Raw genomic sequence first — 16,075 nt, forward strand, 5'->3', positions numbered from 1 at the left:
CGATGCAGATCGACGAAACGACTCGCGAGCGAGCTCGCGTGCTTATCGGAATCATTCGCGATCCCACGCTACCCGAGGAATTGATCGACGAGCCGATGACAGAACTTGCGCGGATACTTTCCTGCCCGCATGTTTCGGATTACTTGTTCCACGAAAACCCCGAACTCTCCGTTGAAGAAGTAATCGATAAGGCTCTCGCGTACCGGCCCATTGCCCTGTAGGTAATCGGTGCTTGCCGCAGCCGCAGCCGCAGCCGCAGCCACATTCGGCACATCGGCTGCGGCAAGCACCTGACCTCACTTAGGTAGTCACGATGGTATCGATGCTGACGGCAGAGTTCCTGCTTCCGTCGGCGTGCCAACTCCGGCCAGCAGTGGAAGAAAGGCCGGTGAACTTGCATCACCGGGCTGACCGCTGAGATCATTCAATCAGTGCGCCAAGATCACTATCGAGTCCTTCACTGGGAGCCCCGGGCAGTCCCAGTCCCCGAGCGGAATCGACAGGCCGTTGTTTAATGAATGGAAGAAACACTACTGGAAAGATCGCGCCGCTGGCTTCTTGCGGGGGCCGTGATCTCTGATGACCGCTCTGGAAAACGCGCAGCGATTCATTGACACAGTCCGGGCAGACGAAGGCGCCAAATTTGCGGGTCCGTGTGCTGTCGAAGTTATCAGCGAGGCTGAGGCTCGCCTTGGCCTCCGGTTCCCGCCTTCATACAGGCTCTCCCTGGAAGAGCTGGGAACCTGCGATATCAACGGAGAAGAGATCCTTGGACTCTTCGAGCAACCAAGCACCCCCGGCACCATCTGGGGCGCACTCAAGGAAACTCTCGACGCGCGCGGTGATACTGCCCTGCCAGATTCGTGCATAGTTTTCTACTACGACGGCATGGGTGGTTCCTTCGTCCTCGACACAGCCAAGGCGGACTCGGAAGGCGAAGCGCCCGTCTACCTTTGGATCGGCGGAGCATCGCAGCCCGGCGATGACCTAGAAATGATCTCAGCCGACTTCGGGGCCTGCGCTCTAGGCCTGGCGACAGGCAGCCTTTACTGAAGCCGATAGCTAAGCGGGCCGTGTACCTCATTGTGAGGCGCACGGCCCGTTAGTTGCATGAGTGCCCGTCGCTTAACGGTCGCTCTGTCCCCGGGGCTGCAGGCTCCGGAGGACCTTGAGTGCATATTGCCGGTCACGTTCGTCCGATCGTAGGGACCATATCGTCACCACGAATTGAAGGACGCACTTCAGTGCTATTCCGGCGCCAATTGCTGCGCCTCCGAAAGCCAATTCGCTGATCATCTCCAGTCTCCTTTCGCGATATGGGGCGCCGCCTCAGCACGCTTGGAGATCTCTGGTTTGTGATCAGCTTTGGATGTCAGGTGACTATTGTCCGGACTCCCAAGCTGCCTGGTCAATGCGATTTTAAGGACAGTGGCTTACCGGAAAGATTGCGAAGATTTGACGATAAGAACCTTGAGCAGGCTTATCTGGCAGCTTGGTGGCTAAGGATGTTTTAGTATTATTTCGATGCAATGAATGCCTTACTGAGGAAAGTGTGGCTTGTGCGTCTTGTCGAAATTTGAAGTGCGTGAGAAAATAGTGCTTCTTGACTTCTGGTCGACAGGGGGATGGCGTGGAGGGTCGACCTGATCAGCTTGCAGGTCTTCTGTGGTCGGTCGGCGACCTGCTGCGCGGCGACTACAAGAGGTCCGAGTACGGGCAAGTGATCTTGTCATTTACGACATTGCGCCGTATGGAATGTCTCCTCGAGCCGACGAGGCATGCGGTCCTTGAGAGGTTGGCCCAGCTCCATGAGGAGCAATCGGGCAAAGATTCGATCCTTCGCCAGGCTGCTGGTCAGGCCTTCTACAACACCAGCACACTCAGCCTGCAAGCCATCGCAGCTGATCCGCAGGGTGCAGCTCGTTCCACGCTCGCTTACCTGGATGCGTTCTCTGCCAATGCCCAGGAGATTCTTGAGCAGTTTGACCTGCGCCGTGAGATCGAGCGCCTTGACCGGGCGAACCTGCTTCATCCAGTGGTGGCGAAGTTCGCGTACCTTGACCTACGGCCGGAGGCGGTCTCCCGGCACGACATGGGAGCCGCCTTCGAGGAACTCCTTGATTTCGTTGTTCAGTCGAATGAGTCCGCGGCTGAATATTTCACACCCCGCGAGGTGGTCAGACTCGTAGTGGACGTGGCGGTTGCGGGCGACCCTGACGCCACAGCCCCGCCGGGCGCGGTGGTCGACATCCTCGATCCTGCATGTGGCACGGGCGGGATGCTGAGCGTAGCCGACGCGTATTTTGCGGACGTCGACCCGTCGGCAATTCCGCGGTTGTACGGCCAGGACATCAATCTGGAGTCTTGTGCGATCAGCCGGGCAGATCTGCTGATCAGAGGCCGGGCCTCTGAGAATGTTCGGCTTTGCAACACCTTGACTGAAGACGCCTTTGCGGGGATGAAGTTCGACTATATCCTGAGCTGCCCGCCCTTTAGTAACAGCTGGCAAAAGGCTGCACACGCCGTCATTGAGGAGTACGAACGCGGTAGCTCCGGCAGGTTCCATGCCGGGCTGCCAAGGAAAAGCGATAGTTCGCTGCTGTTCTTTCAGCACATGCTCTCGAAGATGAAGCCACCGGAGGAAGGGGGCGGCAGGGTCGGGGCTCTGGTCAATGGCTCGCCGTTGTTTTTCGGGGGCGCAGGTTCTGGCGAATCCGCCATCCGCCAGTGGATCGTTAGCAATGACTGGCTAGAGACGATTATCGCGTTGCCTGGAGGGCTTCTCTACCGGACGAGCATCCCAACCTATCTCGTGATCATGTCGAACAGGAAGCCTCCGGAACGACAGGGCAAGGTGACCTTCCTGGATGCTCGCGGCTATGGGCAGAGGGAACTCAGGTCCCACACGGCGAAACATACCTATCTTACTTCGGGAGAGATCGCTGAGATCGTCCATCTCTACAAGAATGCCTTGACTATTGTCGGCAACGACGACCACCCGCTGAGCAAGAAGGTGGAAGTAGTCGATAACCAGCAGCTCCAGTACAGGCGGATTACCGTCGAACGCCCATTGAGGCTGCGCTTCGAGATGACGGAAGAGGCGCTGGGCCGGATTTCCTCTATTGGGATGCTGGCCTCGCAGGGAAACGGTGGACCTATTGTCGAGGCTCTCAAAACCCTGGCTGGACGGGGCTGGGCGAGTAGGGCTGATGCGTGGGACGCGATGAAGAGCGCCGTGAAGAAGGCTGGCTTGTCGCTCCCGACGACTGCTTCCTTTGACCAGGCCCTCCGCAGTGCCATAGGTGTTCGAGACCCGGAGGGCGAGTGGCAGACGCAAGACGGAAAGCCTGTCCCCGATCCTGAACTCCGCTTGACCGTCGATCTGCCGATCACGCAAGACGTTGCTGCATACATCCGGGACGAGATCACCGCAGCTCATCCAGACGCATGGGTAGACGAGGCCAGAATTGCTGTTGGATGCGCCGTGCCACGCAATCTGTTCTTCGCGGATTGGAACGGAATCGGTGAGCCGCTCCGGAATTTTGCACGCCTCGTGCCTGCCCGGGCGCTCGGGGGGAAGGAAAGGTCCGCACTTCCCATCTTGCGGGGTCAGGATCTGCGTGGCGTGGATTCTGCTGCTGAGCTGGACGATGCCGTGTCAGTGTCGGTGCCTCTCGCACAGTGCGGCGGAGGCGATCTTGTCGGGCGACCGGGTAGCTGGCGACTGCTTCCTCCGAATTTCGGGGCAGCGCTTACCCCACTGACTGTGCTGCGGGTTAATCCGGGTAGCGGGAGAGTGCTGTGTGAGTGGCTCAACTCGAACAAAGCAGGAAAGTCCAACTGGTCCATCGTTGACCTGCTAGGGCAGCCCGTTCCTGCGGAGATCATGCAGGACAGTGGTTTGGACCTCATGCTCGCCGACGTACATCTAGGCCGTAGACGCCTGGATGAAGCGACGTCTGGGATGCTGCCGAACGTCTTCGACGGGCCCACTGATCCAAGCAGCCTCCGTCGTCAAGCCCGCAGAGTGTCGGCGGAGGCCCAGCTCATCGGAGAAGTCGTTCGCCCGCTTGAGGACCCGTTCCTCCGAGCGGAATGGAGCTATCCATTCCACATCGCGGCGCTGTCCCGCCAGTATCGGATCGCGGTGCACCCGGCCGAACGCAAGGACAGCCTCCTGAAGCTGGCAGAAGGCATTGCTAGAGTGATGGGTATCACTGCCTTGGCGCTGCTGGTCGAGCATAACCCCTCGGGCTTCAGCAACGGGATGCGCAAGCTCTTCAGTGCGGGGGCTTCGTTCGGTACCTGGCTCGGGCTGATCGAAGAGGCCGGAGAGAAGGTCGGCGACTCAGGGCTCGCAGAGCTCGCTCTAGCTGGTGATCCTGACGGACTGCTGCCGATCCTGAAGGAGCTGGTTGATTTCCGGAACGGATTCGCCCACGGACACGCCAGCACCCCAAGTCATGAGATTGATGCAGAGGTCGACGAACTGGAGCCACGCGTTGCCGCAGTGCTTGAGGCTACCCACTGGATGATCCGTGTTCAGTGGGAATTCCTGGAGAGGTGCGAGTACCTTGATCCCGGTTCATACAGGCTGGTCGGGCTGCGCCTGCGTGGCAGCCACCCAGGCTGGGAACCATTCGAGCGGTTCAGCACGCAACCCCTCAGCCCCCATCGGGTCTATCTCATGGGCATGGAGCGTGCAGATCCTCTGGATCTATCGACCTTCGTCAGGGTGGCCGTCTGCGAGGAATGCGGGACTAGGGAGTTGTTCCTCCTCGACAAGATCAAGAAGAATGCCAGGCTCCTGTGCAGCCTGGCCGCCCACACCCTCCGCCTCGACTTCGAGGATGCGTCGCTGGCCTGAACCGACTTGATCGGGTTTTGGAGGTACTGATTGCAAAAGGGCCGCTCCGGCCAAGGTGGAGCCTTGGCCGGAGCGGCCCGATAGGCAGGGCGGTTAGCGGCGAGGTTTCTCGGTCACGAAGGCGTTCAGCATCCGGATAGCCCGGCTGAATGCTTGCTGTCGGGTATCGGAACTCAGCCTGGTGTCATACAGGACATCGAGCAGTGACTCCAGCAAGTTGATGACGTGGCGGCTGCGAACCGCCAACGCGGGAGGGTCGACCAATGCCCCGCGCGTCTGCCGGCGTTCTTCATCGGATGTCAGGCGGTCCATCACGCACCTCCCTGCGCCCGTGAGGTGGTGAAACGTACCGGCAGCGGGTCGCCCGCCACCGTCACCGCCCGGTTCGTGCGGCGGTCCGTCCGGCCCACCGAGACAACCAGCGCGTATAGCCGAGTGGCTATACGCGCTGGTCGCGTGTTGGGGCTGGGTCAGCGGGTGCGGTAGGCGCGGGTGAGTTCGTGGGTGGCTGAGGTGCCGTTGTCGCCGGTCGCCTCGATGCGGAGTGAGGTGTGGCCGGCGCGCGTGGCGGGGGCGATGGCGAGCCAGGAGCCGCCGGTGTGGAGTACGGGGACGCGGTGCCAGGTCGCCCCGTCGTCGGTGGAGAAGCTGGCTGTGACGCGGCGTGCCCCGCTGGCGCGGATCTCGATGGGTACTGGCAGGCCGGCCGGGGCCGAGTTGCGGTCGTCGAGGGTGAGCGCCGTGTATCCGATCATGAGCAACCCGGCGGGGGCGGGTTCGGCGGTGTGACCGGAACGGAAGGTCCAGCTTGCCCGGAGCCGGGTACCGAGGGTGATCTGCGGGCTGTCCCGGTCGGCGGTCAGGTCGAGCCGGTAGTCGGCGACGTCGGCGGGAAGTTCCCAGCTGCCGGTACCGGGAGGCCCGGACGGGCTGCTGCCAGGCGAGGCAGCGGAGTTCCGTGCGGTGGTTCCCTGGAGCGGCTGGCCGTTCCTGGACAGCGTCAGGGTGCTGTTGCCGGACACCCTGCCAGTAATGGGCATTCCGGGTCCCGTCCCCGTCCGGAGTGAGCCGAAGAGCGAGATGTTCGCGTCGAGTGTGTTGCCCGTCCGGGTCACCGCGTACGGCGGCTGTCCGATGTAGATGCCCGGTGCGAGTACGGGGCCGAGGATGGAGTCGCCGAACACTGCTGTCTGGCGGCTGCCCGCCGGGTATACCGTCGGCTGGGTGTCCCATATGCCAGCGACCGGTTCGACGTCGCCGGCTCCGAGGAACCTGCCGACCAGGTAGCCGCGGATCCACCGCACGCCGGGCGTGTAGTACTCGGTGCGGACGGCCGGCGTGCGGATCGGCTGCGGCGTGAAGATGCTGGGTACGTCGAGGGCTGTCAGGTCGAGCCTGCCCAGTTCGTCGGTCCCCTGTGAGCGGTAGTGCGCCTCGACTGTGCCCAGTTCGTGCCGCCGGGGTGCGTGCGTGTCGCCGGTCGGGATCCGCCCCGGGATGCTCCTGACCAGGTTGTACGAGACCGGGCTGTACCCCACGCCCCGGGTCCTGATCGTCTGGCCGGTCTGCGCGCCGGCGACCAGCGGCGCGCCGTCGGTGGTGCTGACGGACAGGGTGGGCAGGGGATAGCGGTCGGATTCCCAGTACCCGGCGTTGCCGGCGAACAGGATGGCTACGGCGCCGCCCGCTGCTGCCCGGTTCGCGGCTTCCAGGCCCGAGTCGCTGGCGCCGAGGCCGGTGACCACGACGAGCTTGCCGCGGACGTCGGCGGCGTCAGCGGGTACCAGGGAAAGGGTTTGGTCTCCGGGGAGCTCGCCACCGGTCAGTGCGTGGTATCCGATCGGGATGTCGGCATCGAGGATCCGGATGCGCGGGCTGCTCAGGGTCGTGGCCATCGTGTAGCCGAACTTGGTGTCCTCGCCGCCAGCCGACCAGGAGTACCACTTCGTGGTCGGCGCGGTCGTGTAGCTGCTCAGCCCAGCTCCCCGGCCCTTGCCAGGGCCAGAATCCCCGCCCAGCGGCCGGACCTGGAGGTTGCTGGCCCGGCTGGATGGCCGCAGCCCCGGGTCGTCCGGCGCGCTGACCGTGACCGGCTTGCCTGCCCGGGCGTCCAGCGTGACAGCTGTGTCCGCGCGCAGCCCGACCTTCGGCCGGATCAGCTCGGTGATCGACACCGGCCGGTTGTAGTCGTCCCTGGCTGGGTTCTCGACGGCGCTGGTGTAGACGGCGTAGTCACCGGCCGGCAGCCGGAACGTGACCTGCCCGGCCCCGTCGGCCCGCGCGAAGGCGGTCTTCTCGTCGGCCAGGTTCGTGGCGAGCGCGATGCCGTTGCCGTCCGGCTGCCCGGCCCGATCGAGCAGCGTCACGGTCAGCGCGTACTTCTCCTCCTCGCTGTAGCCGCCGACGGAGGTGCGCACACTCACGCCCGGCCCGGTCGCGGTCAGCACACCCTCGAACCAGCCCGTGCCCTTGGCCGGGTCGAACGTGATGTCCACAGTGGCCGATCCGCCAGCCGGGATCACCAGGTCGGTGGCCGAGAGCCGCCACACAAGCCCGCTCGGACCAGCCAGGGCCACGGTCACGGAAGCCGGGGAGTCGTTGCGGTAGGTCAGCGTGCGCGTGACCGGCGACGGATGCGGCCACGTGACCAGGCCGAAGCTGACGCTGCCCTGCTCGGCCATGACCGGCTGGGTCGTGGCCCGCGCCAGGTCGACCCGTCCGGCGCCCGAGGCGATCGGGCTGCCGGCCTGCGCGGAGGTGCCCATCAGCGCCGCCTTGACCCGCGCAGGGCTCCACTCTGGATGCTGCTGCCTGAGCAGCGCCGCTGCCCCGGCCACATGCGGTGCAGCCATCGAAGTGCCAGACATTTTCGTGTACCCGGAAGCAACCGGCTCCCCCATCCACCCGTCCTTCGCCCGGGCGGCCACGATGTCCTCACCAGGCGCGGCGATGTCGGGCTTGAGCCCCTCGTCCCCGTACCCCGGCCCGCGCGACGAGAACTCGCTCGGCTGGTCGGTCCGCCCGACGCTGGCCACGGCGAGCGCCGCGTCGGCGACGGCGGGGCTGCCGACCCGCGCGCGGGTACCGGAGTTGCCGGCCGAGACGACGAACAGCGTCCCGTACCTGGCCGTCAGCTCGTCGACGGCTCGCGACAACGGGTCGCTGACGGTACCGTCGGGCTTGCCCAGGCTCAGGTTCACCACCTTGGCTCCGGACTCGGCCGCCCACTCCATTCCGGCGAGGACCGCGTCGTCGGGGCAGGAGTAGTCGTCGCACACCTTGCCGATCAGCAGGTCGGCGTCGCGGGCCACGCCACGGTACGCCGCACCGCGACCGGCCACTGTGGACGCAACGTGCGTGCCGTGGCCGACGGTGTCGTTGATGCCGGTACCGCTGAAGTCCTTGCTGCCCACGACCGCGCCCGCGAGATCCGGGTGTGTGGCGTCGTAGCCGGAGTCCAGTACCGCGATCCTGATGCCCTTGCCCGTGAGGCCGGCCTGCCACGCGGCGGGGGCGTTGATCTGGCCGGCGCTGCGGTCGAGGTTGAGCCGGGACCGGCCGACGAGCGAGATCCGCCCGGCCGTGCCGGCCCTGAGTCCCTGCGCCCCGCTCGCGCGCAGGCCGGCCCACGTTCGCGTGGCGTCCTTCTTCGGCGCCTTCACGGCACGCAGCCCGGCCGCTGGCAGCTCGCGGGTCACGGCCAGCCCGCCACCGGCCCCGCCGGACACGAACAGCGGCAGGTCGGCGCGTCGCGCGTCGTCGTAGCCGTATTCGGCGAGCGCCGTCACGTCGAACAGGTCGCGGTCGAGTCTGGTGTCGAGCTGGGCGAGCGCGTCGGCCGGTACGACATAGTGGTGCCCGCCAGCCGTGAACTGGCGGAACGTCATCCCGTCCCGCCCGGGGCCAGCCTCGACGCCGAGTACCCGGCCTTCCTTCGTCGCCGTGACCCGGTCACCGGTCAGCAACGTGAACGTCAGTTTCGCTGGCTGCCCGACGGCCGGCGGTGGCGCTCCCGCCTGCGCCGCGACCGGGGCGGGTATCACCACACTGGATATCAGGATCGCTGCCGTGAGGGTACGACGCACGATTCCTCCCATGATCGAACGGTGTCGTCAGGGAGAAGACGGCCTGGAGCACCAATGCGGTTGACATCGGAGGCACAGTGACAGCATGTGCGTAACCGAAACGACGGAACCGGGCCCGGCCAGGGACCTCATCGAGCTGACCGCGACGGACGGCACCGCCTTCTCCGCGTACCTCGCCGAGGCCGCCGACCCCACCGGCGCGCAGCTCATCGTGCTGCCAGACAACGGCGGGCTCCGGCCGTTCTACCAGCAGCTGGCCCGCCGCTTCACGGAAACCGGGGCAGACACCCTGGTTATCGACTACTACAGCCGGACGGCGGGCACCGCTGGCCGCCCCGACGACTACAACCCTGTGCAGGACTGGGCGGAGTTCAGCCGGGTCAACGTGCTCGCCGACCTCCAGGCGGCCGTCGCGTACACCCGCGCCCGCAGCACCGGACCGGTGTACGTCGCCGGCTTCTGCGTCGGCGGGGCGAACGCGCTCTGGGCAGGCACCCTGGGCCTCGGCCTGGCCGGCGTGATCGGCGTCTGCCCGTACGTCGGCAACGCCGGGCGTGACGCCGCCCTGCCGGACGACTTCGCCACAGCCATCACCAGCCCCGTCCTGGGCCTCTTCGGCGGCGACGACCACGCCGTACCCCTCGACGTACCGGAGGCCATCGAGCGGAGTCTCAAGGCCACCGGCCAGCCGCACGACATCGTGGTCTACCCGGGGCAGCCGCACGGCTTCATCGAGAAGGACTTCCGGGGCCAGGCCGGCCACGAGGAAGCCGCAGGCGACGCCTGGCAGCGCATCACCCGGTTCCTCGCGAACTAGCTCTTCGACCGGTCCCAGGTGCGCTGGCAGAGCACCAGCCGGTACCCGTCGGGGTCCATCACCGTCACGCCACACTTGTCCCAGTACGAGGACGGCACGCGCTCGCCCCCGGCAGCCAGCAGCGCCTCGACCAGGTCTTCGGGGACCGGCCCGCCCAGGTACAGCACGAACAGGTCGTCGGCGGTCGGGGCCGGGCCGCCGTGCCCGGCCGGGTCGCGCGTCAGCTCGAAGTGCCAGGTGCCGCCCGGCCAGCCGACCATGAGGACGTCGTGCTCGCCGGGCCCGCCGGCCGCCGCGCTGTACAGGACACTCAGCCCGAGTCCGTCCACATAGAACCGTCTGGCTGCCGCGAGGTCCCGGCTGGGCCGGGCGATCCGCACATGGTTCTCAGGTCCTGCCATCGTTCGTCTCCCCGTATTGCCGTTACGTGTCGCAGTTCTCTGGACAGTAACAACGTTCCGGGAGCACCTGGCTAAGCCGGGTTCTGCGGATCGACGGTGCTCGCAGCCTTGTACGCCTCGTACAGCGGCTTGCCAGTACCGTCCTCGCGGAGCAGGTCCAGCGCGCCGCCGTGGTGCGAGGCGATCGTGAACTGGCACGACAGCCACACCCCGTGCTCCCGCATCATCTGGAACATCGCCGGCACGTAGAAGCTGGTGAAGGCCACGTCCTCGCCGCGGGTGCTCTGGTTGTCGACGGTGAAGTTCCACTCGGTACTGGCCATCTTGATCTGGGGGCCGAGCGGCCGTCCGGAGCGGTCGGTCACGCCACGGTACGTGGTGTCGATCAGCGCCCGCAGCGAGTCGAAGTACCCGCCCCACGCGTCGATCCGCGCCCGCGTCGCCTCGATGCTCGCGTTCTCGGTGTCCGTCAGGTACGTGTGGCTGGACACGAAGTCCGGGACGTAGTCGCGGTCGCCCGTCGCCTGGTACAGGGACCGGGTGGTCTTCAGGAACGTCGCCATGTACGCGAGGTCAGCGGTGTGGCTGTCGGCGAGCCCCGGCCCGCCGAGCAGGATCTCGAAGCCCTGTGACCTGGCGAACCGCTTGAGCTGGGGCGCGACGCGCAGCCAGTGCGCCGTGTACTCGGCAGCCTTCCACCCGCAGTAGTGGTCGGGCTCGTTGCCGAACTCGTAGATCAGCACGCGCGGCCCGGCGGCCCGGACGATGTCCTTCAGCCAGCTGATGCTCCACTGCCGCTCGTCGCCGAGGCACTGGCCCTCCGTCATCGGCGGAAGCTTGATCATCGGTACGGCTCCGAGGTTCGCGATTCCGTCGAGCGTCGCCCCGAACTCCGGCTTGAGTACCGCCTCCCGGTCGAGCACACCCCACCGGACAACCTTGATCCGTGCCGCCCTGACGTTGTCCCGCGCGACCTGGTTGTGGATGGCCGTGCCGCCATTGGTGTCCCACGCGCCGATCTCGCTGCCGTAGATCAGGTCCTGCCGGTCGCGCAGCGTCTCGGCGTCGGCGGCCGGGACGCACGCGGCGAGCTGGCAGGCCAGCACGGTCGCGGCCATCAGGGTGCTCAGGATGCGCACCCCGACAACGTAACCCGACCAGCCCCCTCAAAGTTCACGAAAGCCGTAAACGGCCTGGGACCGTGCCGCACACGATCCCAGGCCGCCGGCACGGGGTGCTGCTACTTGCCCGGCCAGTCCGGCGAGCACGGCCACTCGTCGAACTCGCACTTGAGCTGGATGACCACCCGGTCGCTGGCCTGCGCCGCGACGGTCTGCGCCTGCGCGGCGAGCAAGGCGACGCCCGTCAGCACGGTAACGGCGATCAGTCTCTTCATCATCGATGGCTCCCTTCTCTGGCCGGCCTTCGCCGGCCGCCGAAGACAGCTAAATCGGTCGATGAATTCCTGGGCAATGGCTGCCCGCGAAAGTGCGACCCGAGTGAGACTCGGCCCGTGCGGCCCATCCCTCCCCGCACCCATGTTGACCACAATGGACTCGTGCCAGACGAGGCGATGCACGCCACGATCGATGCGCTGCGGGCATGGCTGGCCGATCCGGGCCGCTGTTCCGTCAGCCTGGTCGGGCCGGTTGGCTCAGGGAAGACCACGCTGCTCGCCGGGCTCTTCCCTGACCTGCCGCGCCTCCCGGCCAGCCTGCCGCTGCCGCCAGCCGGTGGGCAACTCCTGATCATCGATGGGGTCGACACGCCTGCGCTGGCCCAGGCCCTCAGCGAGCAGCTAACCCCAGATCGCCTGGTACTGGCAGCAGGCCGGTTCCCCGCCACGCCAGCCTCAGTGATCGCGATGCGGCCGGAACCCGGTGCCCACCAGCCTCTCCTGGAACCGGTAGCGCGCCTGGCGCAAGGGAACCCGCTGCTCACCTCCGTCCTCTGTGGAGAAAACAGCGGAATCCTGGGCGCCATGGCCGACCGGGCAGCCACCGTGCTCAGCGCCCGCCTCGGAACCGAATGGCCCGGCGATCCGGCCAGCCTGCCCCGCACCCTCCGCCTGCTCGCCGCCGTCGGAGAGTGCGACGCCGAGCTACTGGCCAGCCTGACCAGTGAGCCGGAACTCTTCTCCGCCGTACGCGACCTCAGCGTCACCACCGCGACCGAGCTGGGCGTCACGCTCGCCGAGCCGTTCCGCGCCGTGTTCGACGAGTCGTTCCGCTGGCGGGAGCCTCTCGCGTACCGGACGGCGCTGACCAGGGCCGCCGCGTACCGGCGCACCCTGATCGACGTGACACCGGACCTGGGCCAGCGCGCGATCCTGGTCAGCAACGCCGTGTACCTGACCGGCGACCGGGTCATCCGCGACAGCCTGTTCACCCGGGACGGGGCTGAGCCGCTGATCCGCCCGGCCGGCCCGGCCGACTTCGACGCGATCGGAAGGCTGGTCCGGCGGTGGGCCGAGCGGGGCGGGCTCGACCCGCGGACAGCCGAGCGGCTCCTGGACACCTGGTTGCGTACCGCGCCGCCCGGTTCCTTCCGCCTGGCCTGCGATCCGGAGGGCCGCCCGGTCGGCGTCGCCAGCGCCATCCCGATCACCGGCCGGACGATCGGCAGCCTCGAACCGGTGCTCCAGCAGTACACCACCCAGCTGGGAGCCGGAGCGGAAAGCGGCGTCTTCGTCGGCCTCGGGTACTGCGAAGAGCGCTACCCGGCTCTGCACTCGGCTCTCCTGCGCGGCATCCTCCGGTCGGCGATCCAGGGTGCCGAGGCGGTGGTCGTGTCGACGCCCTGGCCCGGCTACCAGCAGCTCGTCGAGCACCTCGGCTTCACCCGCCACGGCGGCACGGCCGACGACGTGTACCGGTGCGGCAGGCCACCGGAGGTCTACAGCCACAGCTTCGCGCCGGCCGGCCTGACCACCTGGCTGGAGGACCTGTCCAGCCGGGGTATCCGGCTCCCGGTCACCGACTCGGTCAGCCGGACGGCGGCCAGCGTCCGCCAGGCCCTCGAACGCCTGCACGACCCGCCGGCCCTGGCCAGCAGCCCGCTCCTCGCACTGGCCGGGACCGGCGGCGTGGCAGCCCTCCACGCGATGCTGGTCGACGCCGTGACCACACTCGCGCTCTCCCCGGACCGGATCGACGCCGAAGCAGGCCAGACCCTCATGATCTGTTACGTCGAGGGGGACAACCGCCGCCGGGAACGCATCGCGGAGGCACTGCACCACAGCCGGGCAACCCACTTCCGCCGCATCCAACGCGGCCTCACCGCCATCGCCACCCGCTTCCTGACGCTGGAGCCACAGCGCGAAGGGTCTCCCGGGCGCACCCAGGAGACCCTCAACAGCCATCACTCAACCGACGGCGGCTAGCTCAGCGCTCGCGTCCCGCCGCCCCACACCGGCCCGTCCCAGCGCAGCACCGGCACGTCCTTACCCGGCGTGACGGTGAACAGCGCCTGGTGCGCACCGCCGTAGTCGTAGAACAGCGCGAGGTCGTCCCGGCCGCCCTTGGCGGAGTACCCGCCGGCCGCCAGGAACTTTGTCCCGCCGCCCCACACCGGCCCGTCCCACCACCGGGTCAGGGTGCCCTCGGCGGACAGTACCCAGATGCTCACGTGCCCGTTGCCGTAGTCGTACAGCAGGGCGGTGTCGGCCCGGCCGTCCCCGGCGAAGTTCCCGGCCTGGACCAGCTTCGTCCCGCGCCCCCACCTCGGCGCGTCCCAGCTCAGAGCAGGCCCCGCGAACCCGCCATCCCCGGTCGCCGTCATCGTGAACTGCGAGACGTGCCCGTCGCCGTAGTCGTAGAACAACGTCAGATCAGTCTTCTTGTCCCCGTTGAGGTCGCCGCCGCTCACGGCTCTGGTCCCCGCACCCCAGGAGTACGCGGACCACCAGGTCACCGGGTCGCGGAGCGTGGCCCGATCGGTGGCCAGCAGCACGCGCACCTGGGCACCAGCGTCGTTGAACTGCCGGAAGATGGCCAGGTCGACCCGGCCGTCCCCGTTGAAGTCCCCGGGCACGACCTGCCGGACACCGGTGTCGGCCTGCTTCGACGACCACCGGAGCCTGGCCTGCCCGAAGTCACCGCTGGCCGTACCGGGCAGGGTGACGAAGGACGCCTCCTGGCTGTACCTCGGATCGGAGTAGTACAGCCCGACATCAGACCTGCCGTCGCCATCGAAGTCGGCGGCCGTCACGAACTGGGTACCCCGGCCGAAGCCATTGCCCTGCCAGGCCAGGCGCGGCGCGGCCGGGCCGGTGTCGTACTGCCCGGTCATCGTCCACAGTGCGATATCGCCGTTGCCGTAGTCGTACAGCATCGCGGTATCGCCAAGCCCATCACCGTTAAAGTCGGCCTTGAGCTGCGTCGTGTTGGGCTCTGTCGCGACGACGGGACCCGTGCGGGGGCCAGTCACCAGCTGGCGCGTGGTCCTCTTCTCCACCATGCCATCGGAGATGACGGCCGAGACGGTGTAGGTGCCGGGCGCGGCGTACAGATGCCGCGTGGTGAGCAAGCCGGTAGCCTCCGCGCCATCGACCAGGGGAGCTACCGGGTACCCCGTGTCCGACTTGGTCCCGTCGCCCCAGTCGACCGTGGCCGTGATCGAGTGCGCGCCCCACTTCGTCCGGAACTCCTGGCTCCAGACCGCCTCCACCGCCGGCCCTGGTGGCCACGCGCTGGCGCCGCCCCAGTCGCCGAGCTCGAACGGTGTCTGTACGGCCTCGTACGCGCCCCGGTCGTGGTAGCCGACCCCGGTCCCCGTCGCGGCGACGTTGGGGTTGCGGACGCGGGTGTTGCCGTTGATGTCGGTGGGGAGCTGGCCGGGAGCCAGCGCGTCGGCCGAGTCGATCAGCTCCTTCGGGATCACCGAGATGCCAGTGTTACTGGCCAGGACGTCGGCCTGACCCTGGCCGGTGCCTGTCTGGAACGCCGCGATCGTGGTGTAGCTCCTGTCGCCCCATCGGTACAGCGGCTCTGCCCAGGGATCCTGGGTCGGCGCGTTGTACTTGGCGGTCGTGCCGGGAACGCTTTGGATGTCGACGGTCAGGAAGGGCGCGGTGAGATGGTCCGGCGTGGAGTGGCGGAAGTGGTTGTTCTCGATGAAGGTTTCGGTGACTGGGCCATTCACCGCAACCGCCCCGGAGGACGAAAGGATCGTGTTGCCGGTAATCGCGATACCCGAGCCGCCGACGATAGTGACCGCTGGACCTGATTCGCTGCTCAACCGGCTGGCCGAAACCACAGCCCCGGTGGACCTGCCGTCGATGACGAGCCCTCGCGACGTGGTCGACCGCAGGATGCGGACCCGCTGCGTGTTGGCGAGTCCGATATGGACCAGGAAGGTCACCGATTCGAACGTGATGTCCTGCGCGTCGTCGACCCTGACCGCAGCGTAGTTCCATGCCTGCTGCCTGAAGGCGAGCTGCCGGAACTGAACGTGGTGCACGCCCTCCACGATCCTGAACCTCTGCCCGTCCGGCAGGAAGAGGGTCGCGCGGGCGGTCGGCGTCGTGCTGTCCGCCTCGAAGACGATCGGTGCCTCAGCCGTGCCCGACCGGGTGATCGTCAGCCCAGGGCTGGCGATGGTGTGCGCCGACGCGCTGAGCTTGACCGTCTGGCCCGGACTCGCCACGTTCGCGGCGGCCTGGACGGTGCAGAAGGGCTGCTCGCGGCTCGTACCCGGTCCCGCGTCGGAGCAGGCGGTGTTGCTGGGTGTGACGAACAGTTCATTGCCACCGGCTGGTCCGGCGTGTGCGACCCCGGCAGGCAAACCCGCGACGGCGACCGCTGTGACCAGCGCGAACCTCAGTAACCTCATCCGGCATCAATCCCCCGTGAATGACATAGAGTCCGATGAGTATCGCCGTTGCGGGGGCCGGGCCGCTGCCCCG

The 16,075-nt window shown here is 67.1% G+C and carries 11 protein-coding genes; 5 read left to right on the forward strand and 6 right to left on the reverse strand.

Annotated features, from left to right (window positions below; translation table 11 throughout):
- The first annotated feature begins 2 nt into the window (after positions 1–2).
- The 3 genes from A3G1_RS40810 (at position 3) to A3G1_RS39025 (ending at position 4,867) form a co-directional block, all read left to right on the forward strand.
- Positions 3–221, forward strand: coding sequence for an e9imm peptide (locus A3G1_RS40810; protein ID WP_157641369.1), 219 nt, complete (start codon positions 3–5; stop codon positions 219–221).
- A 358-nt stretch (positions 222–579) separates the two neighbouring features.
- Positions 580–1,053 (forward strand): SMI1/KNR4 family protein, encoded by a 474-nt coding sequence (locus tag A3G1_RS0124350; protein WP_018352110.1) that lies wholly within the window; start codon positions 580–582, stop codon positions 1,051–1,053.
- Between the two features lie 577 nt (positions 1,054–1,630).
- Positions 1,631–4,867, forward strand: a complete 3,237-nt coding sequence (locus tag A3G1_RS39025; RefSeq protein ID WP_018352111.1) for a type I restriction-modification system subunit M — start codon at positions 1,631–1,633, stop codon at positions 4,865–4,867.
- 93 nt (positions 4,868–4,960) lie between these two features.
- On the opposite strand, the gene A3G1_RS0124360 is transcribed toward A3G1_RS39025, so the two are convergent.
- Positions 4,961–5,179 carry a hypothetical protein gene (locus A3G1_RS0124360; protein ID WP_018352112.1) on the reverse strand — a complete coding sequence of 73 codons (219 nt, stop codon included), beginning with the start codon at positions 5,177–5,179 and terminating at the stop codon, positions 4,961–4,963.
- A 158-nt stretch (positions 5,180–5,337) separates the two neighbouring features.
- Positions 5,338–8,952: a S8 family serine peptidase gene (locus tag A3G1_RS39030; protein WP_157641370.1), complete on the reverse strand. Its 3,615-nt coding sequence runs from the start codon at positions 8,950–8,952 to the stop codon at positions 5,338–5,340.
- An 85-nt stretch (positions 8,953–9,037) separates the two neighbouring features.
- Between A3G1_RS39030 and A3G1_RS0124370 the strand changes: the two genes are divergently transcribed.
- The gene (locus tag A3G1_RS0124370; protein WP_018352114.1) at positions 9,038–9,769 is read left to right on the forward strand and encodes a dienelactone hydrolase family protein; all 732 of its coding nucleotides are present in this window, start codon (positions 9,038–9,040) and stop codon (positions 9,767–9,769) included.
- Here A3G1_RS0124370 and A3G1_RS0124375 read toward each other — a convergent pair.
- The 3 genes from A3G1_RS0124375 to A3G1_RS40815 all read right to left on the reverse strand — a co-directional run bounded on the left by A3G1_RS0124375 (position 9,766) and on the right by A3G1_RS40815 (position 11,569).
- Positions 9,766–10,170, reverse strand: coding sequence for a VOC family protein (locus A3G1_RS0124375; RefSeq protein ID WP_026212469.1), 405 nt, complete (start codon positions 10,168–10,170; stop codon positions 9,766–9,768). The genes A3G1_RS0124370 and A3G1_RS0124375 overlap by 4 nt on opposite strands.
- A 71-nt stretch (positions 10,171–10,241) precedes the next feature.
- Positions 10,242–11,309, reverse strand: coding sequence for a hypothetical protein (locus tag A3G1_RS0124380; protein WP_018352116.1), 1,068 nt, complete (start codon positions 11,307–11,309; stop codon positions 10,242–10,244).
- Positions 11,310–11,410: 101 nt separating this feature from the next.
- On the reverse strand, positions 11,411–11,569 hold the full coding sequence (locus tag A3G1_RS40815; protein WP_018352117.1) for a hypothetical protein: 159 nt from the start codon (positions 11,567–11,569) through the stop codon (positions 11,411–11,413).
- A 159-nt stretch (positions 11,570–11,728) separates the two neighbouring features.
- Here A3G1_RS40815 and A3G1_RS0124390 point away from each other — a divergent pair, with 159 nt between their 5' ends.
- Positions 11,729–13,552 carry a hypothetical protein gene (locus A3G1_RS0124390; RefSeq protein WP_018352118.1) on the forward strand — a complete coding sequence of 608 codons (1,824 nt, stop codon included), beginning with the start codon at positions 11,729–11,731 and terminating at the stop codon, positions 13,550–13,552.
- Here the strand turns inward: A3G1_RS0124390 and A3G1_RS0124395 are convergent.
- A complete protein-coding gene (locus A3G1_RS0124395; RefSeq protein ID WP_018352119.1) occupies positions 13,549–16,002 on the reverse strand; it encodes an FG-GAP repeat domain-containing protein in 2,454 nt (817 codons plus the stop codon). The genes A3G1_RS0124390 and A3G1_RS0124395 overlap by 4 nt on opposite strands.
- Positions 16,003–16,075 lie beyond the last annotated feature (73 nt).

Source organism: Longispora albida DSM 44784, from assembly GCF_000379825.1.
Taxonomy (GTDB): Bacteria; Actinomycetota; Actinomycetes; order Mycobacteriales; family Micromonosporaceae; genus Longispora; species Longispora albida.